This window comes from Arthrobacter sp. S2(2024), assembly GCF_036662515.1.
Classification (GTDB): domain Bacteria; phylum Actinomycetota; class Actinomycetes; order Actinomycetales; family Micrococcaceae; genus Arthrobacter.
This window is the reverse complement of record NZ_JAYKZI010000003.1, coordinates 525,439-549,749: the sequence shown is the minus strand read 5'-3', so window position 1 is coordinate 549,749 and position 24,311 is coordinate 525,439. Positions and strand designations below refer to the sequence as shown.

General features: G+C 63.4%; 20 protein-coding genes. 12 read left to right on the top strand and 8 right to left on the bottom strand.

Annotated elements, in window-relative coordinates; genetic code table 11:
• The first annotated feature begins 173 nt into the window (after positions 1-173).
• Positions 174-839: a GntR family transcriptional regulator gene (locus VLA65_RS09115; protein ID WP_284989180.1), complete on the top strand. Its 666-nt coding sequence runs from the start codon at positions 174-176 to the stop codon at positions 837-839.
• Positions 840-907: 68 nt separating this feature from the next.
• On the opposite strand, the gene VLA65_RS09110 is transcribed toward VLA65_RS09115, so the two are convergent.
• The 4 genes from VLA65_RS09110 to purU form a co-directional block, all read right to left on the bottom strand.
• The gene (locus VLA65_RS09110) at positions 908-1,783 is read right to left on the bottom strand and encodes a bifunctional 5,10-methylenetetrahydrofolate dehydrogenase/5,10-methenyltetrahydrofolate cyclohydrolase (RefSeq protein ID WP_332602305.1); all 876 of its coding nucleotides are present in this window, start codon (positions 1,781-1,783) and stop codon (positions 908-910) included.
• Positions 1,780-2,406 (bottom strand): cyclodeaminase/cyclohydrolase family protein, encoded by a 627-nt coding sequence (locus VLA65_RS09105; protein WP_332602304.1) that lies wholly within the window; start codon positions 2,404-2,406, stop codon positions 1,780-1,782. The genes VLA65_RS09110 and VLA65_RS09105 overlap by 4 nt, the downstream gene beginning before the upstream one ends.
• 119 nt (positions 2,407-2,525) lie before the next feature.
• Positions 2,526-5,018 (bottom strand): GcvT family protein, encoded by a 2,493-nt coding sequence (locus VLA65_RS09100; protein ID WP_332602303.1) that lies wholly within the window; start codon positions 5,016-5,018, stop codon positions 2,526-2,528.
• Between the two features lie 58 nt (positions 5,019-5,076).
• Positions 5,077-5,991 carry a formyltetrahydrofolate deformylase gene (gene purU, locus VLA65_RS09095; RefSeq protein ID WP_059388975.1) on the bottom strand — a complete coding sequence of 305 codons (915 nt, stop codon included), beginning with the start codon at positions 5,989-5,991 and terminating at the stop codon, positions 5,077-5,079.
• 119 nt (positions 5,992-6,110) lie between these two features.
• On the opposite strand from purU, the gene VLA65_RS09090 reads away from it, so the two are divergent.
• Positions 6,111-6,791: a GntR family transcriptional regulator gene (locus VLA65_RS09090; RefSeq protein ID WP_332602302.1), complete on the top strand. Its 681-nt coding sequence runs from the start codon at positions 6,111-6,113 to the stop codon at positions 6,789-6,791.
• Between the two features lie 50 nt (positions 6,792-6,841).
• Here the strand turns inward: VLA65_RS09090 and VLA65_RS09085 are convergent, their stop codons facing one another.
• Positions 6,842-8,998: an amylo-alpha-1,6-glucosidase gene (locus VLA65_RS09085; protein ID WP_307053740.1), complete on the bottom strand. Its 2,157-nt coding sequence runs from the start codon at positions 8,996-8,998 to the stop codon at positions 6,842-6,844.
• A gap of 252 nt (positions 8,999-9,250) precedes the next feature.
• On the opposite strand from VLA65_RS09085, the gene VLA65_RS09080 reads away from it, so the two are divergent.
• Both VLA65_RS09080 and VLA65_RS09075 read left to right on the top strand, forming a co-directional pair.
• Entirely contained in the window at positions 9,251-10,450 is a 1,200-nt protein-coding gene (locus VLA65_RS09080) for a pyridoxal phosphate-dependent aminotransferase (protein ID WP_332602301.1), read from the top strand.
• Positions 10,447-11,406 (top strand): 2-hydroxyacid dehydrogenase, encoded by a 960-nt coding sequence (locus VLA65_RS09075; protein WP_332602300.1) that lies wholly within the window; start codon positions 10,447-10,449, stop codon positions 11,404-11,406. Before VLA65_RS09080 ends, VLA65_RS09075 begins: the two co-directional genes overlap by 4 nt.
• Positions 11,407-11,496: 90 nt before the next feature.
• On the opposite strand, the gene VLA65_RS09070 is transcribed toward VLA65_RS09075, so the two are convergent.
• Positions 11,497-12,549, bottom strand: coding sequence for a LacI family DNA-binding transcriptional regulator (locus VLA65_RS09070; RefSeq protein ID WP_284989172.1), 1,053 nt, complete (start codon positions 12,547-12,549; stop codon positions 11,497-11,499).
• Positions 12,550-12,709: 160 nt separating this feature from the next.
• Between VLA65_RS09070 and VLA65_RS09065 the strand changes: the two genes are divergently transcribed.
• The 7 genes from VLA65_RS09065 to VLA65_RS09035 all read left to right on the top strand — a co-directional run bounded on the left by VLA65_RS09065 (position 12,710) and on the right by VLA65_RS09035 (position 21,604).
• Complete coding sequence (locus tag VLA65_RS09065; protein WP_332602299.1) at positions 12,710-13,981, top strand: ABC transporter substrate-binding protein; 1,272 nt, start codon at positions 12,710-12,712, stop codon at positions 13,979-13,981.
• A gap of 3 nt (positions 13,982-13,984) precedes the next feature.
• Positions 13,985-14,959 carry a carbohydrate ABC transporter permease gene (locus tag VLA65_RS09060; RefSeq protein WP_332602298.1) on the top strand — a complete coding sequence of 325 codons (975 nt, stop codon included), beginning with the start codon at positions 13,985-13,987 and terminating at the stop codon, positions 14,957-14,959.
• Positions 14,956-15,852 (top strand): carbohydrate ABC transporter permease, encoded by an 897-nt coding sequence (locus tag VLA65_RS09055; RefSeq protein ID WP_059388967.1) that lies wholly within the window; start codon positions 14,956-14,958, stop codon positions 15,850-15,852. The genes VLA65_RS09060 and VLA65_RS09055 overlap by 4 nt, the downstream gene beginning before the upstream one ends.
• A gap of 57 nt (positions 15,853-15,909) precedes the next feature.
• Entirely contained in the window at positions 15,910-16,626 is a 717-nt protein-coding gene (locus VLA65_RS09050) for a ThuA domain-containing protein (RefSeq protein WP_332602297.1), read from the top strand.
• Entirely contained in the window at positions 16,611-17,708 is a 1,098-nt protein-coding gene (locus VLA65_RS09045) for a Gfo/Idh/MocA family protein (RefSeq protein WP_332602296.1), read from the top strand. The genes VLA65_RS09050 and VLA65_RS09045 overlap by 16 nt, the downstream gene beginning before the upstream one ends.
• Positions 17,709-17,781: 73 nt before the next feature.
• Positions 17,782-20,490: a LuxR C-terminal-related transcriptional regulator gene (locus VLA65_RS09040; RefSeq protein ID WP_332602295.1), complete on the top strand. Its 2,709-nt coding sequence runs from the start codon at positions 17,782-17,784 to the stop codon at positions 20,488-20,490.
• Positions 20,491-20,581: 91 nt separating this feature from the next.
• Complete coding sequence (locus VLA65_RS09035) at positions 20,582-21,604, top strand: DUF4386 domain-containing protein (RefSeq protein WP_332602294.1); 1,023 nt, start codon at positions 20,582-20,584, stop codon at positions 21,602-21,604.
• Positions 21,605-21,607: 3 nt separating this feature from the next.
• Here the strand turns inward: VLA65_RS09035 and VLA65_RS09030 are convergent, their stop codons facing one another.
• Positions 21,608-22,192, bottom strand: coding sequence for a helix-turn-helix domain-containing protein (locus VLA65_RS09030; RefSeq protein WP_059388964.1), 585 nt, complete (start codon positions 22,190-22,192; stop codon positions 21,608-21,610).
• A 121-nt stretch (positions 22,193-22,313) separates the two neighbouring features.
• Between VLA65_RS09030 and VLA65_RS09025 the strand changes: the two genes are divergently transcribed.
• A complete protein-coding gene (locus VLA65_RS09025) occupies positions 22,314-23,354 on the top strand; it encodes an NAD(P)/FAD-dependent oxidoreductase (protein ID WP_332602293.1) in 1,041 nt (346 codons plus the stop codon).
• A 21-nt stretch (positions 23,355-23,375) separates the two neighbouring features.
• Here VLA65_RS09025 and VLA65_RS09020 read toward each other — a convergent pair whose 3' ends face one another.
• Positions 23,376-24,260, bottom strand: coding sequence for an aldo/keto reductase (locus VLA65_RS09020; protein ID WP_332602292.1), 885 nt, complete (start codon positions 24,258-24,260; stop codon positions 23,376-23,378).
• Between the last annotated feature and the right edge of the window lie 51 nt (positions 24,261-24,311).

Genomic DNA, 24,311 nt, shown 5'->3' with positions numbered 1-24,311 from the left:
CTTGGCCGGATAGAGAGGTCTGGCGGTGAGGAGGAGGAAGTCCGTGACATTCTTATCCCGCGCATATTGATATATCAGTTGTAGGGATACTATGTTCACGGGGCCGGTGAGTCAAGGGCGCCGTCACCGAACAGGAAGGATCAGACGTGGAGAGCAGCGGCAAGTTATCGGTCATGGGGGAGTCGGAAGTGCCTGCGAGGCAGGATGACGAGTCCTATGCCGAGTATGCGTACCGGGTGCTGTGTGATGAGCTGATCGTCCTTGATATCAAGCCCGGGGAGCCCTTGAATGATGACCTGATCTCGCGTCGGCTTGGTGTGGGAAGAACGCCTATCCGGGAAGCCATGAAGAGGCTGGAAAGCGACCACCTGGTGGTGGCCTATCCACGCAGGGGAACCTTTGCCGCGGGCGTGGATATTACGGACCTTGCCGAAATCTCCGAGATTCGTCAGCTTTTGGAGCCTGCGGCATCTGCACGTGCCGCTCGAATGGCATCGGACCGGACGCGGCAGGAGCTAAGGGAGCTTGCCCGGGAGGTTCGGCAGCTCTTGGCCGGCCACCTGGCACAGCGGGACCTCATGCGCTTGGACATGCGAGTGCACCGCAGCATCTACCGGGCGACTGGCAGCCGGCATCTGGAGGATGTCCTGATTCGCTGTGACAACCTGGCGACCCGTATCTGGAGTCTCGTACTGGAGAAGCTCCCGCCGGTTTCCGAACACATTGCCCAGCACGTGGAGCTGCTTGAATACATTGCGGATGGCGAGGCAGAAGCGGCTGCAGACCTGACCGCCAAGCACGTTACCGACTTCGAGAACCTGATCCGGGCGGTCCTCTAGCAAGACTGAGCGTCCCGGATGCCCGGCGCCGTTCCCTTCGGCGGCCGGGCATGGTTTTGCCCTTTGTGTCAGCCGACAGGTCCAGGGATCAAAGAGCGCGACTGTTCACGGGCGGCCTCGGCGGTGTGCAGAAGCAACAGTGCGGTCGTCACCGTTCCGACGCCGCCGGGAACGGGCGTCAGTGCTGCCGCGACGCCCAGCACGCTGGCTTCGTCCACGTCCCCGACGAGGGATCCGTCGGCAAGGACGTTCGTGCCGACGTCGATCACTAGCGACCGGGAGGAAACATGGGCGCCCGTGAGCAGGCCGGTCCGCCCGGCTGCGACGACAACGACGTCGGCAGTCTCCGTGTATCTCTCGAGCGGACCCGACTTGGAATGGCAGACGGTGATGGCGGCGTCGCGTTCCAGGAGGAGCAGTGAAAGCGGTTTGCCGACGACGGCGGAACGGCCGATGACGACGACGTTCCGGCCCGCCACCGGGATGTCGTAGTGGTCGAGGATCTCGACGACGGCCCGGGCGGTAGCAGGTGCGAAGGCGGGTTGCCCCACGGCCAGCCGGCCGAGGCTGAGCGGGTTCGCGCCGTCGATGTCCTTCTCTGGTGCGATGTGGCTGACCAGGGCATCCGTCCCGACCCCGGCGGGCAGGGGCGTCTGCAGGATGATTCCGTTGACGGACGGATCCGCGCTGAGGTCTTTCAGGACGCTGGCCAGGACGTGCTCTGTGGCGCCAGGGCCAAGGTCGACAATCCGGCAGCCGATGCCCGCGCGGTCGGCTGCACGTTCAATGGAGCGGACGTACCAATGCGTGGACTCGTCGTCGGTTGCCACCACCACCGCGAGGACCGGGCGCGCTCCTTCGTTTTCGAGCTTCATTGCCTCATCCCGGGCTCTCAGCTGGATGACTGCTGCCAGCGGCTTGCCGGAAAGCAGGGTGGCGCTCAACCGAGGATCCTTTCGCGTACGCGCTTCACGAGCGCGTCTGCCGCCAGGACGACCTTCTCTTCGATCCCGTCGGTCTGCTGGGCAAGCCCGGTCCGGGTAACGCCGTCCTTGATGGCCACAATATTGATGTCAATGTTCACCCGTGCCGTGCTGGCAGCTGCGCGGACGGCATCCGCGGCGGCTGCGACGTCGCTGATCACGTTGGCATTTGCGACGTCGAATAGTTCCGTGGCCAGTTCGACGACGGCTCCTGAGACCTTGACCAGTTGTGCCGGGGTCTGCGCGGCGTGAATGAGGGCAGCTTGGATGGCGGCCGACCGCGCTTCGTTGGAGGCCTCCGTCCCTGAGGGCAGCTTGTAGGAATCGATGACCCCTTGGAAGGCTAGTTCGTCGGCTTCCGCAAGTCGCAGGGCTTCGTCTACAAGTTCGTCCGCGGCCGCGATGATCCTTGAGACCAATGCGGCGTGTTGCTCGTATTTGGCGCCCGTGGTGTACCTGGCGACCATTGCAACGAGGGCGGCACCTTGGGCGGCGTGAAGCGCAGCGGCCGCGCCTCCGCCGGGGGTCGGCTCACGTGAAGCAAGCCTGGTGAGGTAATTGTTGATTGTTTCTGAACTGATCATGGGTCTTCCTGTTGTGTGTCTTCCTAGGCAGGGGCGGCAGAAGAGTCGGAAAGACGGCGGCCCGGACTCTGGTTGCGAGGACGAGTCCGGGCCGCGTGCCTTTGGATGCCGGGCCGGTCTTAGCCTCGGAGCCTGGTCATCGTGGGGTCGTACAGCGGATCGGCCGTGACCGTTGCCTGGATGCGCCGTCCGAAGTACTCGATCTCGACGGAGTCACCCAAGGAGACGCCGGAAGGGAGGTACGCGTAGGCGATCGGCTTGGCAACGGTGTAACCATAGGCGGCGCTGGTGATGTAACCGACCGCCTGGTCCTTATAGAAGACCGGTTCCTTGCCCAGGACGACGCTGCGTCCGTCGTCGACGGTCAGGCAGCGCAAGCGGCGGGCGGAGTTTTCCTCGGTTCGCCCTTCCAGAGCGGCTTTGCCGACGAAGTTGTCCTTGGCCATCTTCACGGCGAATCCGAGGCCTGCTTCGAGGGGGTCGTGCTCAGTGGTCATGTCGGTGCCCCATGAGCGGTAGCCCTTTTCAAGCCGGAGCGAGCTGAAGGCGGCCCGGCCCGCCGCGATGACACCGAAGGGCTGCCCTGCCTTCCACAGTGCGTCCCAGAGGCGCTGGCCGTTGTCCGCGCTGGTGTAAAGCTCCCAGCCGAGCTCGCCGACGTATGAAAGGCGCATGGCGGTGACGTTGACTCCGCCGATGACGACATTCTTGGCCCGGAAGTAACGGAGACCGTCGTTGGAGAAATCGTCGCTGCTGACGGTGCTGATGAGGTCCCGGGCGAGGGGGCCCCAGAGACCGATGCAGCAAGTGCCGCCCGTCGTGTCACGTACCTGGACCCAGTCGCTGGCGGAGCCGCTTTCAGTCTGGTGGCGCGCGGCCCGGTCAAAGTAGGCGGTGTCGATGTTTCCGTTGGCCCCGAGCTGGAACCTGTCTTCGCTCAGGCGGGCCACCGTGATGTCGCTTCGGATACCGCCTGCGTGGTCCAGCAGGAGGGTGTAGGTCACTGCACCTGGCTTTTTGTCCAGGTCCGCGGTGGTGAGCTCTTGGAGCAGCTTGAGTGCTCCGGGGCCGGAGACCTCGAGGCGCTTGAGCGGTGTCATGTCGTACATGGCCACCGCGGTGCGGGTCTTCCACGCTTCGGCGGCGGCGATGGGCGAGCTGAACATTCCGGACCAGGCATCGCGGGCCGGGGGCTGCCACTCGGCCGGCATTTCCTTCAGCAGTTCGGCGTTGGCCTCGAACCAGTAGGGGCGTTCCCAGCCGCCGGATTCGAGGAAGAATCCTCCCAGTTGCTTGTGGCGGGCGTGGAACGGGCTGACGCGGAGGTTGCGGGGGGAGAGCTTGGGCTGGAGCGGGTGCAGGACGTCGTAGATTTCCACGAAGTTCTGCTGGGACGTTTCGCTGACGTATTCGGGGGTGAGCTGGACGTCTTCGAAGCGGTGGATGTCGCATTCGCCCAGGTCGATCCGGGACTTGCCCGTGGTCAGCAGTTCGGCAACAGCGCGGGCAACGCCGGCCGAGTGGGTGACCCACACGGCTTCGGCGACGAAGAAACCATCGAGCTCCTTTGATTCGCCCACCAGCGGGCCGCCGTCGGGGGTGAAGGAGAAGATGCCATTGAAGCCATCTTCGATGTCGCTTTCCGCCAGCGCCGGAAGCAACTGCTTGGTCGCCTCCCAGGCCGGGAGGAAGTCCTCGAGGGTGAAGTCAAGGCGGGAAGGCATGTTGTGTTCGCTGATGCTGTCCGGCGCGTAGCTGCCGAGTTCCTCGACGTCCACCGGCATGGGGCGGTGGGCGTAGGAGCCAATGCCATAGCGGTCGCCGTGCTCGCGGTAGTAGAGGTCCTGGTCCTGGTGGCGCAGGATGGGCAAGGAAGCGCCGTTGGGTAGTTCGTTCCGGCCCTGCTGTGCCGGTACGGGAGTTGTCGTGACGTATTGGTGGGCCAAGGGCAGGAGGGGAACGGACATGCCGATCATTTCGCCGATCTTGGCGCCCCAGAAGCCTGCGCAGGAGACAACGATGTCCGCAGGGATGACACCGTCGGAGGTGCGGACTCCGGTGACCCGGCGCCCGGATTGCTCGATCCCGGTCACGGTCGTGGAGCCACGGTACTCCACCCCGGCTGCCTCAGTGCGCTTGATCAGCAATTGGACTGCGCGGGCGGCGCGGGCCAGCCCGTCGCTAGGTACATGGAGGCCTCCAAGGATGTCTTCCTCGTTGATGAGCGGGTAGAGCTCCTTGCACTCGTCGCGGGAAAGGATCCTGCCTTCGATTCCCCAGGATGCGGCGTAGCCGAGCTTGCGTTTGAGGTCGGCGAGCCGGGTCTCGGTGGTGGCAACTTCCAGGCCGCCCACCTGGTTGAAGCAACTGACGCCGTCCTCGGTCAGCGACAGGAGCTTTTCGACCGTGTACTTGGCGAAAGTTGCCATGGTCTTGGAGGCGTTGGTCTGGAAGACCAGCCCCGGGGCGTGGGACGTGGAGCCCCCGGGCATGTTCAACGGTCCCTGGTCCAGGACAGTGATGCTGTTCCAGCCGCGGGCGACCAGTTCATCTGCCAGGTTGGTGCCGACGATCCCAGCTCCGATGATGACTATGCGTGGCGTCGATGCCATGTGGTTTCTCCTGCTATTTCTCGTGGTTGGGCTACTGCTGCTTGTTGTCGGGCGTCGGCTAGCGGAAGACGACGGTGCTGGTTTGGTTCAACAGCACGCGGTGTTCGCAATGCCACCGCACGGCGCGGGAGAGCGCGAGTGCTTCGGCGTCCTGCCCGACCGTGGAAAGGGCAGTCGGCCCATAGCTGTGGTCTACGCGGATGACTTCCTGTTCGATGATCGGTCCCTCATCAAGATCCGCGGTGACATAGTGTGCCGTGGCACCCACCAGCTTGACGCCGCGGTCGTACGCCTGGTGGTAAGGACGCGCGCCCTTGAAGCCTGGCAGGAACGAGTGGTGGATGTTGATCGCCCTGCCCTCCAGGGCGCGGCTCAGCTCGTCGGACAAAACCTGCATGTAGCGGGCGAGAACCACCAAATCGATGTTGTACTCGTCAACCAGTTCGAGAAGGCGCCGTTCCGCATCCGCCTTGGTGTCCGGCGTCACCGGAATGTGTACGAATGGAAGCCCGGCAGCCTCGGCCATGGCCCGGTGGGTTTCGTGATTGGAAACTACCAGCACCAGGTCCCCGCCCAGGCTGCCCCCACGCCAGCGGAAAATCAGGTCGTTCAGGCAGTGCCCGAACTTTGACACCATGACCAGGACGCGCTGCTTAGTCTCGTCATGGAATCCGAACTTCATGTCAAAACGGTCGGCGATCGCCCGGAACTCTTCCTCGAGCGCGTCCGGTGAGTACTCCGGGGATCCGGAAAACGCCGTGCGCAGGTGCAGGGTCTGGCGGAGTCCGTCGTCGAACTGCTGGTGCTCTTCGATGTTGAATCCCCGTTCGAACAGGAACGTCGTGACCGCCTGGACGATGCCGGCGCGTTCAATGCACGACAATGTGAGCACGAACCTCCGCGAACCGTCGTCTTCAGAGGCACTCGCCTGCGGAAGTGTGCTTTTTATTGGAGTGGTCTCCACGAGCGTCATGTCTCCTCCTTAAGATATATTTTCGATTCGATAACTGATATATCAGATTGGGATATAGCGTATACTGGAGTTCGAGTGAGGTCAATAGTCCGCTTGGCTGGACGCGAAAGGTCGGTACCGTGGTATTTGAAGCGCTGGCAGCGGTGGATGCCGCCGGTCCGAGATCCCTGGCGGAAGTGGCCTACGAGCGGATACGCGACAGGCTCCTGACGCTGGACATCAAGCCGGGTGACTTGGTGAACGACGACGTGCTGGCGAGGGACCTTGGCATCGGGCGCACTCCTGTGAGGGAAGCGTTGAAGCGCCTCGAGTTGGACCGTCTGGTCATTAGCTATCCACGCAGGGGAACTTTCGCCACGCGCGTAGAGGTGACCGATCTGGCGTTCATTTCGGAGATTCGCGCCCAGCTCGAACCGCTGGCGGCCGCGCGGGCGGCTCGGGTTGCAACACCGGCAGCCAGGGAGAACTTGCGCTCCGTGATGCGTGCAGTCGAGTCATTCGAGGTCGACGGCGCCTCCGTGGTGGAGACACTGCGCCTTGATGCCCGTGTGCATCAGGGGATCTATGCGGCAGCGGCAAATCCCCACCTCGAAGATGTGCTGATCCGCTACGACAACCTGGCGACACGGATCTGGTGCATGGTGCTCGATCGCCTGCCGGATATTTCCCGCCACGTGCATGAACACCTCGACCTTCTTGGCGCCGTGATCGACGGCGACGAGGCCAGGGCTGCGGAACTGGCGCGACTTCACGTAGACGGCTTCGAAAAGGCGGTCCGTTCAGCGCTGTTTGCTGCGTAGGAAGACCGCCCTCCTCCGATGTCCAAGCTGGAGTGATCGTGGTGGGAACGCTACTTGTCCGGATGCAGTTTGGCTTGCTCCACGAGATCGCTGATCCACGGCCGTTGCCCGCGGTGCAGTACCAGGCCTTCCGGTACGCCCTGAACGGACGCTGCTGAACCGGATATGTCGATGGTGATCCGGCCCGAGCCCATAGGGGCGTTCGTGATGTGAAGTTCGCCGTAGGAATCCGGCAGCACAGGGTCCAACCAAAGCCCCCCTTGGGAAATGTGTGCGTCGTAGCGCATCAGGCTGGTCACCAGCAGGATCGGTGTGGTGGCGGCCCAGGCCTGTGGGGAACAAGCCGTGGGATAGGGTACCGGTTCGGCGAACTGGTCGCGGCCGAAGCCGCAGAACAGCTCGGGCAGCCGCCCGCCGGAGTATTCGGCCGCCTCCAGCAGTGCAGTGGCTATCCGCTGTGCCTCTTCCACAAACCCATACCGGAGCAGCCCTGCCACAATAAGCGCGTTGTCGTGGGGCCAGACCGATCCGTTGTGATAGCTGGCAGGGTTATACGCCCGCATGTCGCTGGCGAGGGTCCGTATTCCCCATCCGCTGAACATCTCCGGGGACATCAGATGCTCCACCATTTGTGGCGCCTTGTCCTCATCCACAAGGCCGAACCAGAGGCAGTGGCCCATATTGGAAGCGCAGGCATCCACCGGCCGCTTATCGCGGTCCAGCGCGACGGCGTAGTACCCCTTGTCCGGCAGCCAGAACTGTTCGTTGAACCGCCGCTTCAGCGTCGCGGCCCGGTCCCGAAGTTCGGCTGCCAAGGCGAGGTCGCCGGCGTCGTACGCCATCCAGGAGCGCGCCACGTATGCGCCGTGGACGTAAGCCTGGACCTCGCAAAGGGCGATCGGCGGTTCCGCCAGGGTTCCATCGGCGAAGTTGATGCCGTCCCAGGAGTCCTTCCATCCCTGATTGACCAACCCATGATCGTTGAGGCGCTTATACTCGACAAAACCGTCCCCATCCCGGTCCCCGTATTCGCGGATCCACTCCAAGGCGCGGTCAGCGTTGGGCAGAAGGGCGTCGATGGTCTCTCTGTCAAAACCCCAGCGGCTGACGGACCCCAGGACCACCACGAACAGTGGAGTTGCGTCGACGCTTCCGTAGTAGGCGGATTTGCCACCCAGCGCCAGGCCGGTAGAAACATCGAGCCTCACCTCGTGGAGGATCTTGCCGGGCTCCTCTTCGCTCATCGCGTCCACGACGGTGCCCTGGCGGTCAGCCAGGGTCTTCAGAGTGCCCAATGCAAGGGAAGGATCCACTGGAAGCGACATTTCCGAAGCCCAGAGCGAATCGCGACCGAACAGGGTCATGAACCAGGGCGCTCCGGCGGCGACGACCACCCGTTCAGGATGGCCAGGGTCCTCGATTCTCAGCGCTCCCAAGTCGTCGTAGCTTCGCCGCAGAGTCCGCTGGATGGAACGGTTGCCCATCTGCAGTGCCGGAATCTTCGCCACCCACTCTTGACGGCGCCGGTCACTCGGAGACATTTCGCCAGGCGCCGGATGGACAAATGGGGCCTCGGGGCGTGCGCCGTTGTCCGTGGGCACAACATTCAATCGAGTACTCCACTGCCCATAGGGCGGGACGACTATCTCAAATATCAGCCCTTCAGGTGTGGCTTTGGCCCCATCCGCCTTGACGACGACGCCCTTCCGGACGTCGTGCCATTTGGCCTGGATTTCCAGGGCGTCGCCGTCGTGACCGCGTGTTTCCGCCCAGCGACGCTGGATTCGTGCCTCTTTCACTTCGAACAAGTCGGCGAAGTCCGCTTCGACGGCCAGCACAATCTGGCATTCAACGGGCTTCGTCGAGTAGTTGCGGATGGTGATCCGTTCCCGGATCCCTGCCCCCACCTCACGCAGCCGTTCCACGATCAATGGACTGTCCGCATACCCATCCGAGAGTTGCAGGCGGCCAGCGAAGAGGGCCCGGTACGGTTCCTTCGTCTCGGCAGCCAAGGGTTCGAGGGGCTGGCCGTTGATGGTTAGGTTCCAGCGGGAAAGGATGCGGGTATCCAGGTGAAAGACCCCGTGTGGGAGTTCGGGATGGATGTCTCCATTGGCCGATGAAATGCAGAAGGACGATCCTTCAACCAAAGTCACTGTGCCTGACCCCAGGGGTCCAGCCGCCGTGTCAGCGTTCCATCCAGCCACTGCCGGCTCCTTCTTACGAATGCACTTCTGACCCGCCCGGGGCGCGGGTGGACCTTTGCTGCTCCCGTGTGGATGTAACCGACGCTACGCCCGTCGTGGACCGTACGCCAGAGACGATTTACCTCGTAAACAAGAATCATTAGTCCCCTTGGGACTGTTCGTATATCTTAATTCATGGTTTGATATATTAGTCCTGAACTTGATCTGAATTCGCCGGAGAATTGATCGCCAACTCAACGAGGAGTGAACAGCATGCAGCAACTCGCGCACCGGCTCGAACGCCTGGGCACCGAAACCGCCTTCAGCGTCGCCCAGGCCGCGGCCGCCTGGAAGGCGAAGGGGAACCGTGTGTACCCCTTCCATCTTGGTGACATCAACATCCCCACGGCCGGGAACATCGTGGAAGCAATGAACCGGGCCATCGCGGACGGCTACACGGGCTACTGCCCCGGCCCCGGCATCCCGCAGCTGCGTGAAGCGCTGGCCGAGGACATTGGCTCGCGCCGTGGCATCGACTTTTCCCCGGACAACGTCGTTGTGATGACGGGCGGCAAGCCCGTCATCACGAAGTTCCTGCAGGCGGTCATGAACCCCGGCCAGGACGTGCTCTACCCGAACCCCGGCTTCCCGATCTACGAATCGCAGATCGAGTACCTTGGCGGCACGGCCGTGCCGTACCGTTACGTGCCCACGAGCACGGGCTTCTCGATCGACCTCGACCAGATCCGCGCGTCAATCACTCCGAACACTGTCGCCATCATCTACAACGACCTGCAGAACCCCATCTCGGCGGAGTCGACGGCGGGCGAGCGGGAGGCCATCGCACAGCTCGCCCTGGAGCACGACCTGTGGGTGCTCTCCGACGAGGCCTACTTCGAGACCCGCTATGAGGGCGTCTCCAGCTCGATCGCATCTCTTCCGGGCATGGCCGAGCGCACCGTCATCCTGTACACATTCAGCAAAAAGTTCGCGATGACCGGCTCACGCCTCGGCTGCGCCGTCGCACCGCTCGAGATCGCCAGGGTGCTCAGCACGCTCAATACCAACGATGAGTCGTGCACGACGCACTACGTGCAGTGGGCCGGCGTCGAAGCGCTCCGCGGCCCCCAGGAATCCGTGCAGCAGATGCTTGACGTCCTGCAGAAGCGTCGGGACACTGCCTGCGAGCTCGTGAACTCCATCCCGGGCGTGCGCGTCGCCGTGCCGCAATCGACGTTCTACCTGTTCCCCGATGTCACCGAGGCTATGGAGCGCATGGGATACACGGCCGTCGGAGACTTTGCCACCGATGCCCTGTACAAGACCGGCGTCTCCTTCTGCACGCGTGAGCACTTCGGCCGCCGCCTGCCCGGTGAGGAGCGGCAGTACATACGACTCGCCTACTCAGGCATCGAGGTGCCGGATATCAGCGAAGGCTTGGGCCTCCTGCGCGAGTGGATCGAGACGGCATGAGCCGGGTAGTCGTCACGGGACGCATACCCGAAACCGCAATCGAGAAGCTTCGCGCCGAGCACGACGTCGATGCATGGACGGGTTCGGAGTCGATCGGCCGCGAGGAGCTCCTGCACCGGGTGGCCGGGGCAGACGCCGTGGTGAGCCTGCTCACCGAACGCATCGACGCCGAGCTGCTCGACGCCGCCGGCCCGCAGCTCAAGGTCGTCGCGAACGTGGCCGTGGGGTATGACAACATCGATGTCCCTGCCTGTACGGAACGGGGCATCGTGGCCACCAACACGCCAGGGGTGCTCACGGAGGCAACCGCCGACATCGCCATGGGCCTCGTCCTCATGGTGACCCGCCGGCTGGGTGAGGGGGAGAGGCTTATCCGCTCCGGCCAGGCCTGGAAGTGGGGGATGTTCTTCCTGCTCGGGTCCAGCCTGCAGGGCAAGACCCTCGGCGTCGTCGGCATGGGCGGCATCGGGCAGGCGACCGCGCGCCGGGCCAAGGCCTTCGGCATGGAAATCGTCTACCAGTCGCGCAGCGAGCTCGATCCGGTGATCGCCGCCGAGCTTGGCGCACGGCGGGTCGACCTCGACGAGTTGCTGACGGTGTCCGACGTCGTCTCGCTGCACTGCCCGTACGGGCCCGCCACGCATCATCTGATCGGCGCCGAACAACTCGCGGCAATGAAGAGCTCGGCGTTCCTCGTCAACACCGCGCGCGGACCGATCGTCGACGAAGCGGCCCTCGCGTCCGCGCTCCGCGAGGGCGTCATCGCCGGTGCCGGGCTGGACGTCTTCGAGCGTGAGCCCCAGGTCCATCCCGAATTGCTTGACCTGGAGAACGTGGTGCTCGTGCCGCACCTCGGCTCCGCGACAGTGGAGACGCGTACCGCAATGGCGATGCTCGCCGCCGACAACGCCCTCGCCGTGCTCAGCGGCGAACAACCGCCCGCACCGATCAATTAGAGGCTGGCTGGGGTCGAGTCCGCCGTACGTCCACCGCGCGGCGGAATCGAGCCGCAGCTCAGCGTCCTTCATCACGACAATCAGATGACGTTACGCGGGCGAACTGGTCGAACCCCGTGTGATGAGCCGGGTCGCGAGCTCAATCCTTGGCCCGTCCGTGTTTGGGTCGATGCCTTCTCGCTGATTCGTCAAGCGCAGGAGCATGCGAAAGGCGGTGGCTCCCATTTCCTGAATGGGCTGCCTGACCGTCGTCAGTTGCGGTGTCGCCCAAGTCGCTTCGGGCACGTCATCGAATCCGACCACGCTGACGTCCCCGGGGATGTCGAGGCCGAGGTAGCGCACCGCGTCGTAGACGCCGAGGGCCATCATGTCCGATGCCGCGAAGATGGCGGTCGGCCTGTCCTCCCGGCCCAGGATGTCGACGGCGAAATCGCGTGCCTCGTCGCGGTTCCAATCAGCAGCACCGATTAACCGAGGCTCGACGTGCAGGTCCATGGCCGACAGGGCAGAACGAAAACCGTCGAGGCGCGCCCGACTGTAGAGGTGATTCTTCACCCCTCCGATGAGGCCGAAATGCTTGTGTCCCAGGCTTAGAAGGTGCTCCGCCGCAATCCGTCCACCTTCCCAGTTCGCCACGCCCACGCTCGCGGCACTGCGAGGGGCAGGGCTCATCGGGTCGATGAGGACGACCGGTATGCCAGCCGCGTCGAGTGCGCTCAGCTGCGTCGACGTCGGATCGACCAGGACGACGATGGCTCCGGTTGAGGGGCGGCGCAGGAGGCGGCCCACCCAGTCGCGGTCCGGGCGGGCGATCGTGAGGACCACGTCGCAGTCCGCGACCGCCGCGGCTTCTTCGACGCCGGTGAGGATGCTATTTGGCCAGGAACCACCGATGTTGCTCACCACAAGGTCGACAAGGCGAGGCGCGTTCGCGGGCAGCCGGCCCACAGCTTGTGATCGCTTGGTCTTCGCGTAACCCATCTCCTGTGCGATCCGGACCACGCGCTCGCGCGTCACAAAAGACACGTCTGTTGCTCCACGGAGAACCTTTGACACTGTCGGTGTGCTGACGCCGGCCGCGGCTGCCACGTCGGCCAAGGTCGGGTTCTTGCCATCCGCCGCTGGACTGTTGTTTTTGCGCAAAAAAATTATCCTTTGATCTCCGAATGGCGATATGTATACTCACTCTGCGCAAAACGATAATCGAAAATTGCGCAACTTTTCAAATTGCGATGACCCGGTGGCGGGTCAAGGAGGAAAGTCGATGGAGACTTCACGTCTTACTACATCAAGGCGGGGCTTCTTGGGCCTTGTCGGAGGCGGCGCGGCCGTCGCCGCTCTTGCGGCTTGCTCGACCGGGGGCGGTGGCGGTGGGGCAAGCGCCAGCTTGAAGTTCTGGAACATGCCCTGGGGAACTCCGGCGTTCAACACGCTCGACAGCAAGATCACCCTTGGCTACAAACCGGAGTCGGGGCTTCCTGCGGCGACATATCAGGCGATCCAGTGGGCAAACTTCAACCAGACCTTCTCGTCTGCCCTCGCATCGAAGACCGGGCCGGCCATCTCTTCGGGCGGCGGAACCCAGGCTTTCCAGTTCGCTAAACAAGGCTTCATCGCTCCCGCGGACGGCCTCATCGAGAGCTGGAAATCCGATGGCATCTACGATGACTTCCTCCCTGGAGTCCTCGACACGATGAAGACCGACGCCGGATACGTCGCCGTTCCGTACAACCTTGACATGCGGGTGAATTGGTACAACAAGGAGCTACTCGAAAAGGCGGGCGCGACTCCTCCCACCGACTGGCAGTCCTACCTCGACGCCGCAGCCGCTCTCAAGAAGATCGACGTGTACGGGTTCGCGGCCAACGGCAACGCCAGCGGCGGTAACGCCTTCCAGATGATCGTGGGCCTGATGATCAACAACGGTGGCGGCATCTTCGACGAAGAGCACAAGCCGAACCTGGTGACCGCCGCGAACATCGAAGCTCTCGAGTTCGTGCGCGAGAACATCAGCAAGGGCTACATGGACCCGGCAGCCATCAGCTACACGGCCACGAACGCGAACTCGCAATGGAAGGCCGAGAAGTTCGGCATGGGCTTCGACGTCCCCAACCTCGCGGCAAACGTCGGGGGAGCGGCAGCATCCAAGTTGCTTGTCAGCGATCCGCTCACTAGCGCCAGCGGCAAAAAGGGCGCGCTGTATTTCCCGAACAACATCATGATGTACAAGAACACGCCCAGCCAGAAGGGTTCGGAGGCGTTCATGACCTACTACTACCAGAACATGAAGGCCCTGTGGACCCAGAACACCGGCATCGGGCTTCCGGTTCTGAAATCAATCGCGGCGACCCCGGAATTCCAGTCGGACCCAAACGCAGTCAAGATCGTCAAGATGTGGCAGCCTATCGCCAAGACCTGGGCAGCGCCCGGCGGAACCGCCCTTTTCTCGAACATTTCTTACGTCGACAGCACGCCCGCCATCTCCGACTTCGGCCAGAACGTTCTCTCAGGCAAGGCTCCGAAGGACGCCCTGACGACATTCCAGGCCACGTTGACGTCGCTCATCAAGGACTGATCCATGACATCCACGAGCATCGCCGAGAGCGTCAAACGTGCACGCCGTGGGGTCGGACCGGCCGGGGCGGGACGCAAGCCCGGTCCGGCGCCCGCCGGTCGGGCCAGGAAACGGTTTACACCGCGTACCTGGACTCTCATAGCATTCGCAGCACCATCGCTCATCCTCCTCCTGCTCCTCAACGTCTACCCGCTCGTCTATGCCTTGATTCAGGCACTCCATGACGGCACCCTTCTCGACACCGGGCCCTTCGTCGGATTGAAGAATTTCGGCGACGTCCTCGCCCAGCCCTCGTTCTGGTCGGCGACGTCCTTCACCGTCGTCTTCACGATTGTTGGCGTGTTCGGCTCCTGGCTCGTCGGACTCGCGCTGAGCCTGCTGCTTCGCACCCACATCCCTGCCGGCGGGCTGTTCAAGGTACTGCTTCTCCTGCCGTGGATCGTTCCCACGGTGGTCTCCGCGACGTCGTGGAACTGGCTGGTTGCAACACCCCAGAGCCCGCTTCCGGTGATCGCTGAGCGTCTAGGCTTCGGAAACGTGCTCTTCCTGGCAGACCCGGTGCTTGCGCAGGTGGTCGTCTGCCTCTTCAAAGTGTGGATTTCGTTCCCGTTCATGATGATGATGATGTCCTCGGCGCTCGCCTCAGTCGACACGAACGTCTACGAAGCGGCGAAGGTCGACGGGGCGACAGGGTGGCAGTCGTTCCGGCTGATAACACTCCCGCTGATTGCGCGTACGACGTTTGTGTCGTGGATTCTGATGACGATCTTCTGCGTCAACGACTTCCCGACGATCTTCCTGCTCACCGGCGGGGGTCCGGCACATGCGACGACGTCGCTCGTCCTCCTCGCCTACCTCACCGTCTTCCAGAACTTCCAGACCGGGCCCGGCGTCGCCATCGCGTTCCTGATGACGTTCGTCCTCGTGGTGATCTCGGTTGTTCTTTACCGCCAGATCCGAAAGGTCAACGTCGAATGATAACGACCAGTGCTCCCCAAGAAGACGTCCGGACGGGACCCCGGGACAGGAGCGGGACTCCGGCCGGCCGCCAGACATCACAGGACATCCGCCAGAGAGGCAAGTGGCCCCGCTTCATCTTGATCCTGCTCATGACCGCCGTCGTGCTGGTCCCGATTGTCGCCGTCTTCGGACTGTCGCTGACACCGTCACTCGGCTCCAACGCAGAAGGTCTCACCTTCGAGAATTTCGGGAACATCTTCACGCAGACGGCCGTCCTGACCTGGCTCGGCAACAGCCTTGTCATCACCGCCTTCACGGTCGTTGTCGCCGTCGCGGTCGCGGCTCCCGCCGGTTACGTTCTGTCCAGGGCCCGCAACCGGCTCGTGTCGGGATATTCGCTCATCCTGTTCGTCGTGCAATCCCTGCCTGTCGTCACCTCGGCGATCCCGCTCTTCATCTTGTTCGCGAACCTCGGGTTGGTTGACAGCCTCTTTGGCGTCGTGATCATCTACGTCGGTGCCACGATGTCGGTCGCCATCTGGATGATGGCCGCCTACTACGACTCCATCCCCATCGCCCTTGAAGAAGCCGCCTGGATAGACGGTGCCTCGATCTTCGGTTCGTTCACCCGCATCGTCCTCCGGAACTCCCTGCCAGGCATCCTCTCAACCGCGATCTTCTCGTTCCTCCTGGCCTGGAACGACTACCTCATCGCCGTCGTGTTCCTCCGGTCAGACCCGAACTACACCCTTCCGGTCGGCTTGGAATCTTTCTTCCAGCAGAACGCCACCAACTGGGGCCTCGTCATGGCGGTCGCCGTCGTGATGATGCTCCCGCCGATCATCCTGTTCGCGTTCCTCAACAAGCACTTTTCGGTGGGCGGAATCGGCGGGTCGCTTTCCAGCCGCTGAGAGACGCCCGCAAGAACGCATCAACGAACCGTGCCGCATGGCGGCAGCAAGGAAAACATGAGTACCCCTGATCCACGATTCACGACCAAAACCGCACTCGTCGTGCGCGGCGGTTGGGACGGGCACCAACCCGTCGAGGCCACGAACCTCTTCATCCCGTTCCTCGAGGCGCGCGGCTACACGGTGCGCGTGGAGGAATCACCCGCCGTCTATGCCGACAGCTCCTACATGCCCTCGGTCGACCTCATCGTGCAGTCGAACACGATGACCTCGATCGAGAAGGAAGAATTCGAAGGTCTCAGATCCGCCGTCGAAGCGGGAACGGGACTCGCAGGCTGGCATGGCGGCATCGCCGACTCCTATCGCAACAACTCCGACTATCTGCAGTTGATCGGAGGCCAGTTCGCTGCGCACCCCGGCAAAGCCCCCGAAGAGCTGACCGGTGAACAGGCTGACAACTACCGCCTTCACACCATCAACATGAGCGAAGCTGCAGCCTCGCACCCCATCACCGAAGGCATCGTCGACTTCGAGCTGACCACTGAGCAGTACTGGGTACTCCACGACGACTACAACGACGTGCTCGCGACCACCACCCAACCCGTCCGGCCCTGGGATCCGTGGAACCGCGAAATCACCTCACCCGCCATCTGGACCAGGCAGTGGGGCGAGGGCCGCATCTTCGTCTCTACGCCCGGTCACCGCGTAGACATCCTCGAGAACCCGAACGTCAAAACCATCATCGAAAGGGGACTGCTGTGGGCGTCCCGCTAACCGTCGGAATCATCGGCGTCGGAAAGATCAGCGAACAGTACTTCGAAAGCCTCCCGAAGCTGCCCGGTCTCAAGCTCGTCGCTGTCGCAGACATCAACCAAGAACGTGCGCACTCCGTCGCCGCCGAACAGGGCGTCGAAGCCCTGAGTGTCGAAGAGCTCCTCGCCGACGACCGCATCGACTCAATCATCAACCTGACTATCCCCGCAGCGCACGTCGAAGTCGGCACCCGGGCGCTCCGCGCCGGCAAGCACGTCTTTGCCGAGAAGCCCCTTGCGCTGTCCCCGGAAGATGCCCTCCCCATGCTGGAGCTCGCCGACTCTTTGGGGCTTCGAGTCGGGAGCGCGCCCGATACCGTCCTCGGCACCGGCGTCCAAACGGCCCTGCAGTTGCTCAACGAAGGTGCCATCGGCACGCCGGTCGCGGCGCAGGTTCACTGGTCCGCACCCGGACACGAACGCTGGCACCCGTCACCACTGTTCTACTACGAACCCGGAGGCGGCCCGCTATTCGATATGGGTCCCTACTACCTGACCAGCCTCGTCATGTTCTTCGGACCGGTTGTCCGCGTATCGGGAGTGGCCACTCGGTCCAACCGTGCGCGAACCGTCGAGACCGGACCGCTGGCCGGCACGCCGATTCCCGTCGAGATCGACACCCATGTCAGCGCGATCCTCGAACATGCGAACGGGGTGATCACCACAATCACGGTCAGCTTCGAAGTCTGGGCCACCCGGACTCCGCTCTTCGAGATCTACGGCACCGATGGCACCATCGCCGTCCCCGACCCGAACCGATTCTCAGACCCCGTCGAATTAATGACCCGGGAAGAACCGGAACGGCGCGAGGCGCCAACCTCTGCTGGCTATGAGGATGCCGGGCGAGGTTATGGTCTCGCAGACATGGCCAGGGCGATCGAGACAAACCGCCCACATCGCGCCTCCGGGCGGGTAGCGTTCCACATCCTCGAGGTTATGGATGCCATCACACGCGCGAGCCGGGAGCATCGGGTCATTGACGTCGACAGCACGGTCGACAGGCCGGACGTTGTGCCGTTTGGTGCGGCACCCGACACCTGGTAGGCGCAAACTCACCGGCACTACACTGGGATCACCGGGCCGAGGCAAAGTGACCGGCTCTCGAGGGAGGTCCGTGATGGCAGGTCCATTGCTCGAGACCAAACTTCACGTTCCCGGGCCACGGAGCGCCCTCGTGGCCCGCCCCCGGCTGATCAGCCGTCTGGGCCAGGCCGATGAGCAAACGCTGATCCTCATTTCAGCTCCCGCCGGCTTCGGGAAAACAACGGTGCTGGCCGAGTGGCTGGCAGATTCGCCCGCCACTGGCCGATCGCACGCCTGGCTCTCACTCGACCAACGGGACAACGATCCCGTGCTCTTCTGGACCTACCTTGTGGCTGCCCTGGACAAGGCGTCTCCCGGAATCGGCGCTAGAGCACTCGCTGCACTCCGGTCCACGCAATCGAGCACTGAAGACTTCCTGACCACCCTGATCAACGAGTTACAGGGTGGTCAGGACAGGTTTACGTTGGTGCTCGACGATTACCATGTCATCGACAATCAGGGCGTGCAGGAGGCTCTGGCCTTTCTCGTAGAGAACCTGCCCGCGCAGCTGCAACTGGTCATCGCGAGCCGTGCCGATCCAGCCTTGCCGCTCCCGCGACTCAGGGCACGCGGCAGGCTCCTCGAGATCCGTGCCGCCGATCTCCGCTTCACCCTGGAGGAAGCTGGCACCTACTTCAACGCCGTGATGGGACTGGGTCTCACCGCGCAGGATATCGCCGCCCTCGAAGGGCGGGCGGAGGGCTGGATCGCCGCGCTCCAATTGGCGGCGCTCTCGATGCAGGGAAGGGGCGACGTTGCCGGCTTCATCGCGGGTTTCGCAGGTGATGACCGGTACGTCGTCGATTACCTCGCGGAAGAGGTACTCCAGCGCCAGCCCGACGATGTCCGGAATTTCTTGCTGCAGACCTCCATCCTGAACCGGCTCAACGGTCAACTTTGCGACGCTGTGACCGGCCAAAACACCGGTAAAGCAATGCTCGAGGCGCTCGATCGGGGGAACCTGTTCGTGGTTCCGCTCGACGACCGACGCTGGTGGTACCGCTATCACCACCTCTTCGCCGACGTGCTGCGGGCGCGTCTCATGGACGAGCAGCCAGGCCGCATCCACGAACTGCACGAGCGCGCGAGCCTCTGGCACGAACAAAACGGCGACATTCCGGAAGCTGTCCGCCACGCAATGGCCGCCCAGGACTTCGAGCGGGCCGCGGACCTGATAGAGCTCGCGATCCCTGCCCTGCGCAAGGACCGCCAGGAAGCCACGCTAAGCCGTTGGCTCGAAGCGCTCCCCGGCGAACTCATACACGCGCGGCCCGGGCTGGGCGTCGCCTACGCGGGGGCGCTCCTCGCGAGCGGCGAGCTCACCGGTGTCGACGCCCGCCTCGAGGAGGCAGAGCATTGGGTAGGTACGACGGCGGAAGGCCGCGACGGCGGCAACCTCACCAGTTCGATCGCGATCTACCGTGCCGCGCAGGCGCTTGCAAGCGGGGACACCACCGGGGCAATGACGCACGCGGCTACCGCGCTCGGCCTTGTCGGGAAGGACGATCATCTTGGGCGCGGAGCAGCATCCGGGCTCTTGGCGATCGGTCACTGGACGAATGGCGAACTGGAGGTAGCGCACCGCCTGTGGTCCGATTCCTATTCCAACCTTGAAAGGGCCGGGCACCACTCGGACATGCTCGGTTGCTCCATCGCTTTGGCCGACATCCGGATTACCCAAGGCCGGCTCCGCGACGCAATGGCCATCTATCAGCGGGGTCTTGAGCTCGCGGGAAGGCACCCGGCGCAAACGCTCCGGGGAACGGCCGACATGCACATAGGAATGAGCATGCTCCTTCTTGAACGCGGCGAACTTGACGCCGCAAGGGAGCACCTCCTGGCCAACCAGAGGCTCGGCGAGGACGCCGCGTTGCCCCAAAACCCATATCGCTCGCGGGTCGCGATGGCTCGGGTCTTCCAAGCGGAAGGGGACGTGGACGGCGCGATTGAACAACTCGACGAGGCAGAGCGCCTGTACGTCGGCGACTTCTTTCCCGCGGTACGTCCGGTCCCGGCCGTGCGGGCGCGGATATGGATCTCGCACGGAAGGACGTCCGACGCTCTCCGCTGGGCGCGCGAGCATGGCATTTCCGCCGAAGATGAGCTCTCCTACTTGCACGAGTTCGAGCACATCACCTTGGCCAGGGCACTCCTCGCCCAGGACAGGGCGGAGCCGTCGGAGGACCCTGCCGGACACGTCGCCGCCCTGATTGACCGCCTCCTTCGGGCCGCGGAAGAGGGCGGCAGGACGGGGACCGTCGTCGAGCTTCTGGCGCTTTTGGCACTTGCCTACCGGAAAGAAGCGGACGACGGCGGGGCGCTGGCGGCGCTGCGACGCGCGGTAGCGCTCGCAGAACCAGAGGGCTACGTTTCAGTGTTCGTCGACGAGGGTGAGGCGATGGCGACCTTGTTGAATGCGCTCGTGAAGCGGGGAAGGGCCTCAGACTACGTAGGCCGGCTCTTGGAGTTGTTCGGGACCGAAACGCGCAGCACCCCGGCACGGCAACGCTTGATCGAGCCCCTAAGTGATCGTGAGCTGCACGTGCTTCGGCTTCTTTCCTCGGAGCTGGGCGGCCCGGAGATCGCGCGCGAGTTGCTCATTTCCCTGAACACCCTCCGGACACACACCAAGAACATCTACGCCAAGCTCGGCGCGAATAGCCGCCGCGCGGCCGTCCGGCGGGCCGAGGAGCTGGAGCTCCTGCCGCGAAAAGATCACCACATCAATCACCAGGTGTGGTGATCCCCGCTCACCACATCTCCTTCTACCTTCGAAGCATCAAAGAAGTCATCCGCAGAGGCGGTTGAACTCCACAAAGGCAGAAGGAGGGGCGATGAACGCGAGATCGGTAGGCCGGGAAGACACTCCGTCCGAGTATGAAATCCGCGTCAAGGGCCATCTTGATTCCCGCTGGGCCGCTTGGTTCGAAGGACTGAGCGTCACCAACGAACACGACGGGACCGCCGTCATCCGCACCCGGACCGTAGACCAAGCCGCGCTCCACGGTCTGCTGCAAAAGCTCCGCGACTTGGCGCTACCGCTCCTGGCAATCACCCAAACCGGAACCACGCAAACCAGCCAGCCGGCGTCGAACGCCCGCATCTTCATCCCCAAGAAGGACCACACCATGAAAACCACCACCCAAACCCCGACAACTGATCGTGGCCGAATGGACCCCCTGCGGAAGACCGCGATGGTCGCAGGCATCCTGTACATCGTGACGTTCGTCAGCTCGATCCCGGCGCTTTTCCTGATTTCTCCCGTCCTGAACGATCCGCACTACATCACGGGCCCGGGTGCCGACTCGACCGTCATCTTTGGCTGCTTCCTCGATCTCGTCAACGCGGTTTCCGCGGTGGGCACCGCCGTCGCGCTGTTTCCTGTGGTCAAACGGCAGAACGAGGGCATTGCGCTGGGCTTCGTCACCGCCCGGATGTTTGAAGCGGCGGTCATCGTGATCGGCGTCGTCAGTCTTCTTGCCGTTGTCACTTTGCGCCAGAACGGCGGCGCGGACCCTGCCTTGGTTCCCGTGGGCCAAGCCCTCGTGGCGGTCCGCGGCTGGACGTTCATTCTCGGCCCGAGCCTGGTTCCGGGCGTGAGCGGGCTGCTGCTCGGGTACCTGATGTACCGTTCGGGGCTCGTGCCGCGCATCATTCCCCTCCTTGGACTGATCGGCGGACCGCTGCTCCTTTCGTCGACGCTCTCAACGATGTTCGGTATCAACCAAGGGATCTCGGTGTGGTCGGGACTCGCAACCTTGCCGATCTTCGTTTGGGAGTTGTCGCTGGGCATCTGGATGGCGGTCAAGGGCTTCCGGCCCTCGCCCATCACCACAGGGCAGGTGCGCGCAGCCTGAGGGCTATGCGGGCTTTGGGCGGGCGCGTACGTGCATCCGCTCGCCCTGCTGTCCAAACAAGCTGATGAATTCGACGGGTTTCCCGTCGGCGCTGGCGAACCAGTGCGGCGTGCGGGTGTCGAATTCCGCGGCTTCTCCTGCGCGGAGTTCAAAGTCGTTGTCGCCCAGCACCAGGCGCAGCCGTCCGTTGAGGATGTAAAGCCATTCGTAGCCTTCGTGAACTCGCGGATCGGGCTCGGACCCACGGGCATCACCTGCGAGCACCATCTTGAAGGCCTGCAAACCGCCCGGCCGGCGCGTGAGGGGAACAGCCGTCATGCCGCCATGGGTGATGGGCCGCAGGTGAATTCTCGGATCTCCGGTGGGCGGGGCGCCGACCAGATCATCAAGGGGAACACCATACAACCTCGCAAGGGGCAGCAGGATTTCGAGGTTTGGCCTGCGTTGGCCGGATTCGAGCCGGGACAAGGTGCTCACCGACACTCCGGATGCAGAGGACACCTCCCCGAGGGTGAGATCCCGTTCCGTGCGGAGTGCCCTAAGCCGGGGCCCGACAGCCCCGAGAACATCATCAAGCTCATTTGCCATACCCATAGTTTGCCATAACGGCAAAAGATTTTGCCAGATTTCCCACACGAGATGAAAGCTTGTCTAAGCACCCAAGGACGCTGGCTGCGGACTTTCAGGACACCATGAAGGGCGAATCAGTATGGACACCACACGGCATGACGTCGTAATTATCGGGGGCGGCATTGCGGGACTCAGCGCGGCCACGACGCTGAGCCGCGCGCTTCGCTCGGTGCTGTTGATCGATTCCGGAACACCACGCAATGCACCTGCGGCGGGTGTGCATGGCTATCTTTCACGGGACGGCATGAACCCACGGGAACTCCTGTCGATCGGACGCAACGAAGTGCTCTCCTACGGAGGAACTGTCATTGACGCCGAGGCCGTTTCCGCACGGCGCACTACCGACGGATTCGAGGTGACGCTCAGTGATACCCGCCGGTTTTCGTGCAGGCGCCTTCTGGTCACCACTGGCCTGACGGACGGGCTGCCTCCCATCGACGGCCTGCGGGAGCAATGGGGGAAGGGCGTTGTGCACTGCCCCTATTGCCATGGCTGGGAAATCCGCGGGAAAAGGATCGGGGTGCTGGGTACCGGAGCAATGTCCGTCCATCAGGCACTGTTGTTCAGGCAGTGGTCCCCTGATATCACCCTTTTCCTCAATGACACCGTGGAACCCACCGAGGAAGAGTGGGACAAGCTCAGTGCCCGGTCCGTAACAGTCGTCGACGGCGCCGTGGCCTCAGTGGACGCTGTCAACGGGGTCCTCACGGGTCTCACGCTCCGCCAGGGTTCCTCATTCGACATACAGGCCGTGGCTGTCGGTACACGGATGGAGGCCAGGTCCGCGCTGCTGGAATCACTCGGACTAAGTACCCAGGTGCACCCCATGGGGGTGGGGCGGTTTATCGAGACCGATGCTACTGGTGCGACGGCCGTCCAGGGCGTGTATGCAGCGGGCAATGTCTCCAATGTGATGGCCCAAGTGATCACCGCGGCGTCCGAGGGCGTCATGACCGGCGCACGGATCAACGCCGATTTGATAGAAGAGGAAACCCGGTGGGCCGTTGAGGGGCGGTTCGGCCCCTTCTCGGCGGCCTCGGAAGCCGCCGTATCTACCACTGTGCTGGGTCACGTCGATCACCTTCGCCTGGCACCGGGCGTCAGTTCGTGGGCTCCGTAGCTGTGGGTCCTTCTCTCTGTTTTAGGCTTCGGGGATGACCATGGCGAAGCGTTCCTCGCGGGCTTCGTCCGGGTCCGGGCCGCTGCGGTTGCCGGTGTCGAGCGCGTCGATGGCGGCGAGTTCGGCGGCACTAAGTTCGAAGTCAAAAACATCGAAGTTTTCGGCGATGCGTGCCGGGTTGGTCGATTTCGGGATGGCTGAGCGGCCTTGCTGGAGGTGCCACCGGAGCATGACCTGGGCCGGACTCTTGCCGTGCGTCCGTGCGATGGTGGCGATTGCCGGGTCTTGCATGACGTTCCGCCGCTCCTGGCCTCCCCATCCTGGGTAGAAGGTGATCCCTCCGATGGGCGACCAGGCCTGGGTGATGACACCATGTTCGGCGTCGGCGGCTTGGACGTCCGGCTGGGTGAAGTACGGGTGGAGTTCGATCTGGTTCACGGCCGGGACGACGCCGGTCGAGTCGAGCAGTTGCGTCAGGTGGTGGGGCATGAAGTTGCTGACGCCGATCGCCCGCACGCGCCCGTCGGCAAGCAGGGTCTCCAGTGCCTTGTATGCGGCGATGGTCTTCTCGAACCGGTCGGGTGCGGGCTGGTGCAGGATGAGCAAGTCCAGGTAGTCGACGCCGAGCTTGCCCGTCGCTTTGTCCCAGGCATGCAGGGACCGGTCGTAGCCATAGTCACTGACCCAGACCTTGGTCTCGATGAAGACCTCTGCCCGATCCAGGCCCGAGCGGCGGATGCCTTCGCCGACTTCCCGTTCGTTGCCGTACGCGGCGGCGGTGTCGATGTGCCGGTAGCCGGTGGCCAGCGCGGCCTCGACTGCCGCCGTCGTTTGCTCCGGGGCGCTTTGAAAGACGCCCAGGCCCAGGGCTGGCATTGTGACGCCGTTGTTGAGAGTAAGTTCCATGTCCATGCCTTTCACAGTATTCAGGTGTGCGCGGATGTGGGAGGGCACGTC

Excerpts from the sequence above, each read along its gene's own strand:
- VLA65_RS09105 (WP_332602304.1), bottom strand. The coding sequence starts at position 2,406 with ATGATCAGTTCAGAAACAATCAACAATTACCTCACCAGGCTTGCTTCA.
- VLA65_RS09075 (WP_332602300.1), top strand. The coding sequence starts at position 10,447 with ATGAGCCGGGTAGTCGTCACGGGACGCATACCCGAAACCGCAATCGAG.
- VLA65_RS09050 (WP_332602297.1), top strand. The coding sequence starts at position 15,910 with ATGAGTACCCCTGATCCACGATTCACGACCAAAACCGCACTCGTCGTG.
- VLA65_RS09025 (WP_332602293.1), top strand. The coding sequence starts at position 22,314 with ATGGACACCACACGGCATGACGTCGTAATTATCGGGGGCGGCATTGCG.
- VLA65_RS09080 (WP_332602301.1), top strand. The coding sequence starts at position 9,251 with ATGCAGCAACTCGCGCACCGGCTCGAACGCCTGGGCACCGAAACCGCC.
- VLA65_RS09055 (WP_059388967.1), top strand. The coding sequence starts at position 14,956 with ATGATAACGACCAGTGCTCCCCAAGAAGACGTCCGGACGGGACCCCGG.
- VLA65_RS09020 (WP_332602292.1), bottom strand. The coding sequence starts at position 24,260 with ATGGAACTTACTCTCAACAACGGCGTCACAATGCCAGCCCTGGGCCTG.
- purU (WP_059388975.1), bottom strand. The coding sequence starts at position 5,991 with ATGACGCTCGTGGAGACCACTCCAATAAAAAGCACACTTCCGCAGGCG.
- VLA65_RS09040 (WP_332602295.1), top strand. The coding sequence starts at position 17,782 with ATGGCAGGTCCATTGCTCGAGACCAAACTTCACGTTCCCGGGCCACGG.
- VLA65_RS09100 (WP_332602303.1), bottom strand. The coding sequence starts at position 5,018 with ATGGCATCGACGCCACGCATAGTCATCATCGGAGCTGGGATCGTCGGC.
- VLA65_RS09060 (WP_332602298.1), top strand. The coding sequence starts at position 13,985 with ATGACATCCACGAGCATCGCCGAGAGCGTCAAACGTGCACGCCGTGGG.
- VLA65_RS09115 (WP_284989180.1), top strand. The coding sequence starts at position 174 with ATGGGGGAGTCGGAAGTGCCTGCGAGGCAGGATGACGAGTCCTATGCC.
- VLA65_RS09030 (WP_059388964.1), bottom strand. The coding sequence starts at position 22,192 with ATGGCAAATGAGCTTGATGATGTTCTCGGGGCTGTCGGGCCCCGGCTT.
- VLA65_RS09035 (WP_332602294.1), top strand. The coding sequence starts at position 20,582 with ATGAACGCGAGATCGGTAGGCCGGGAAGACACTCCGTCCGAGTATGAA.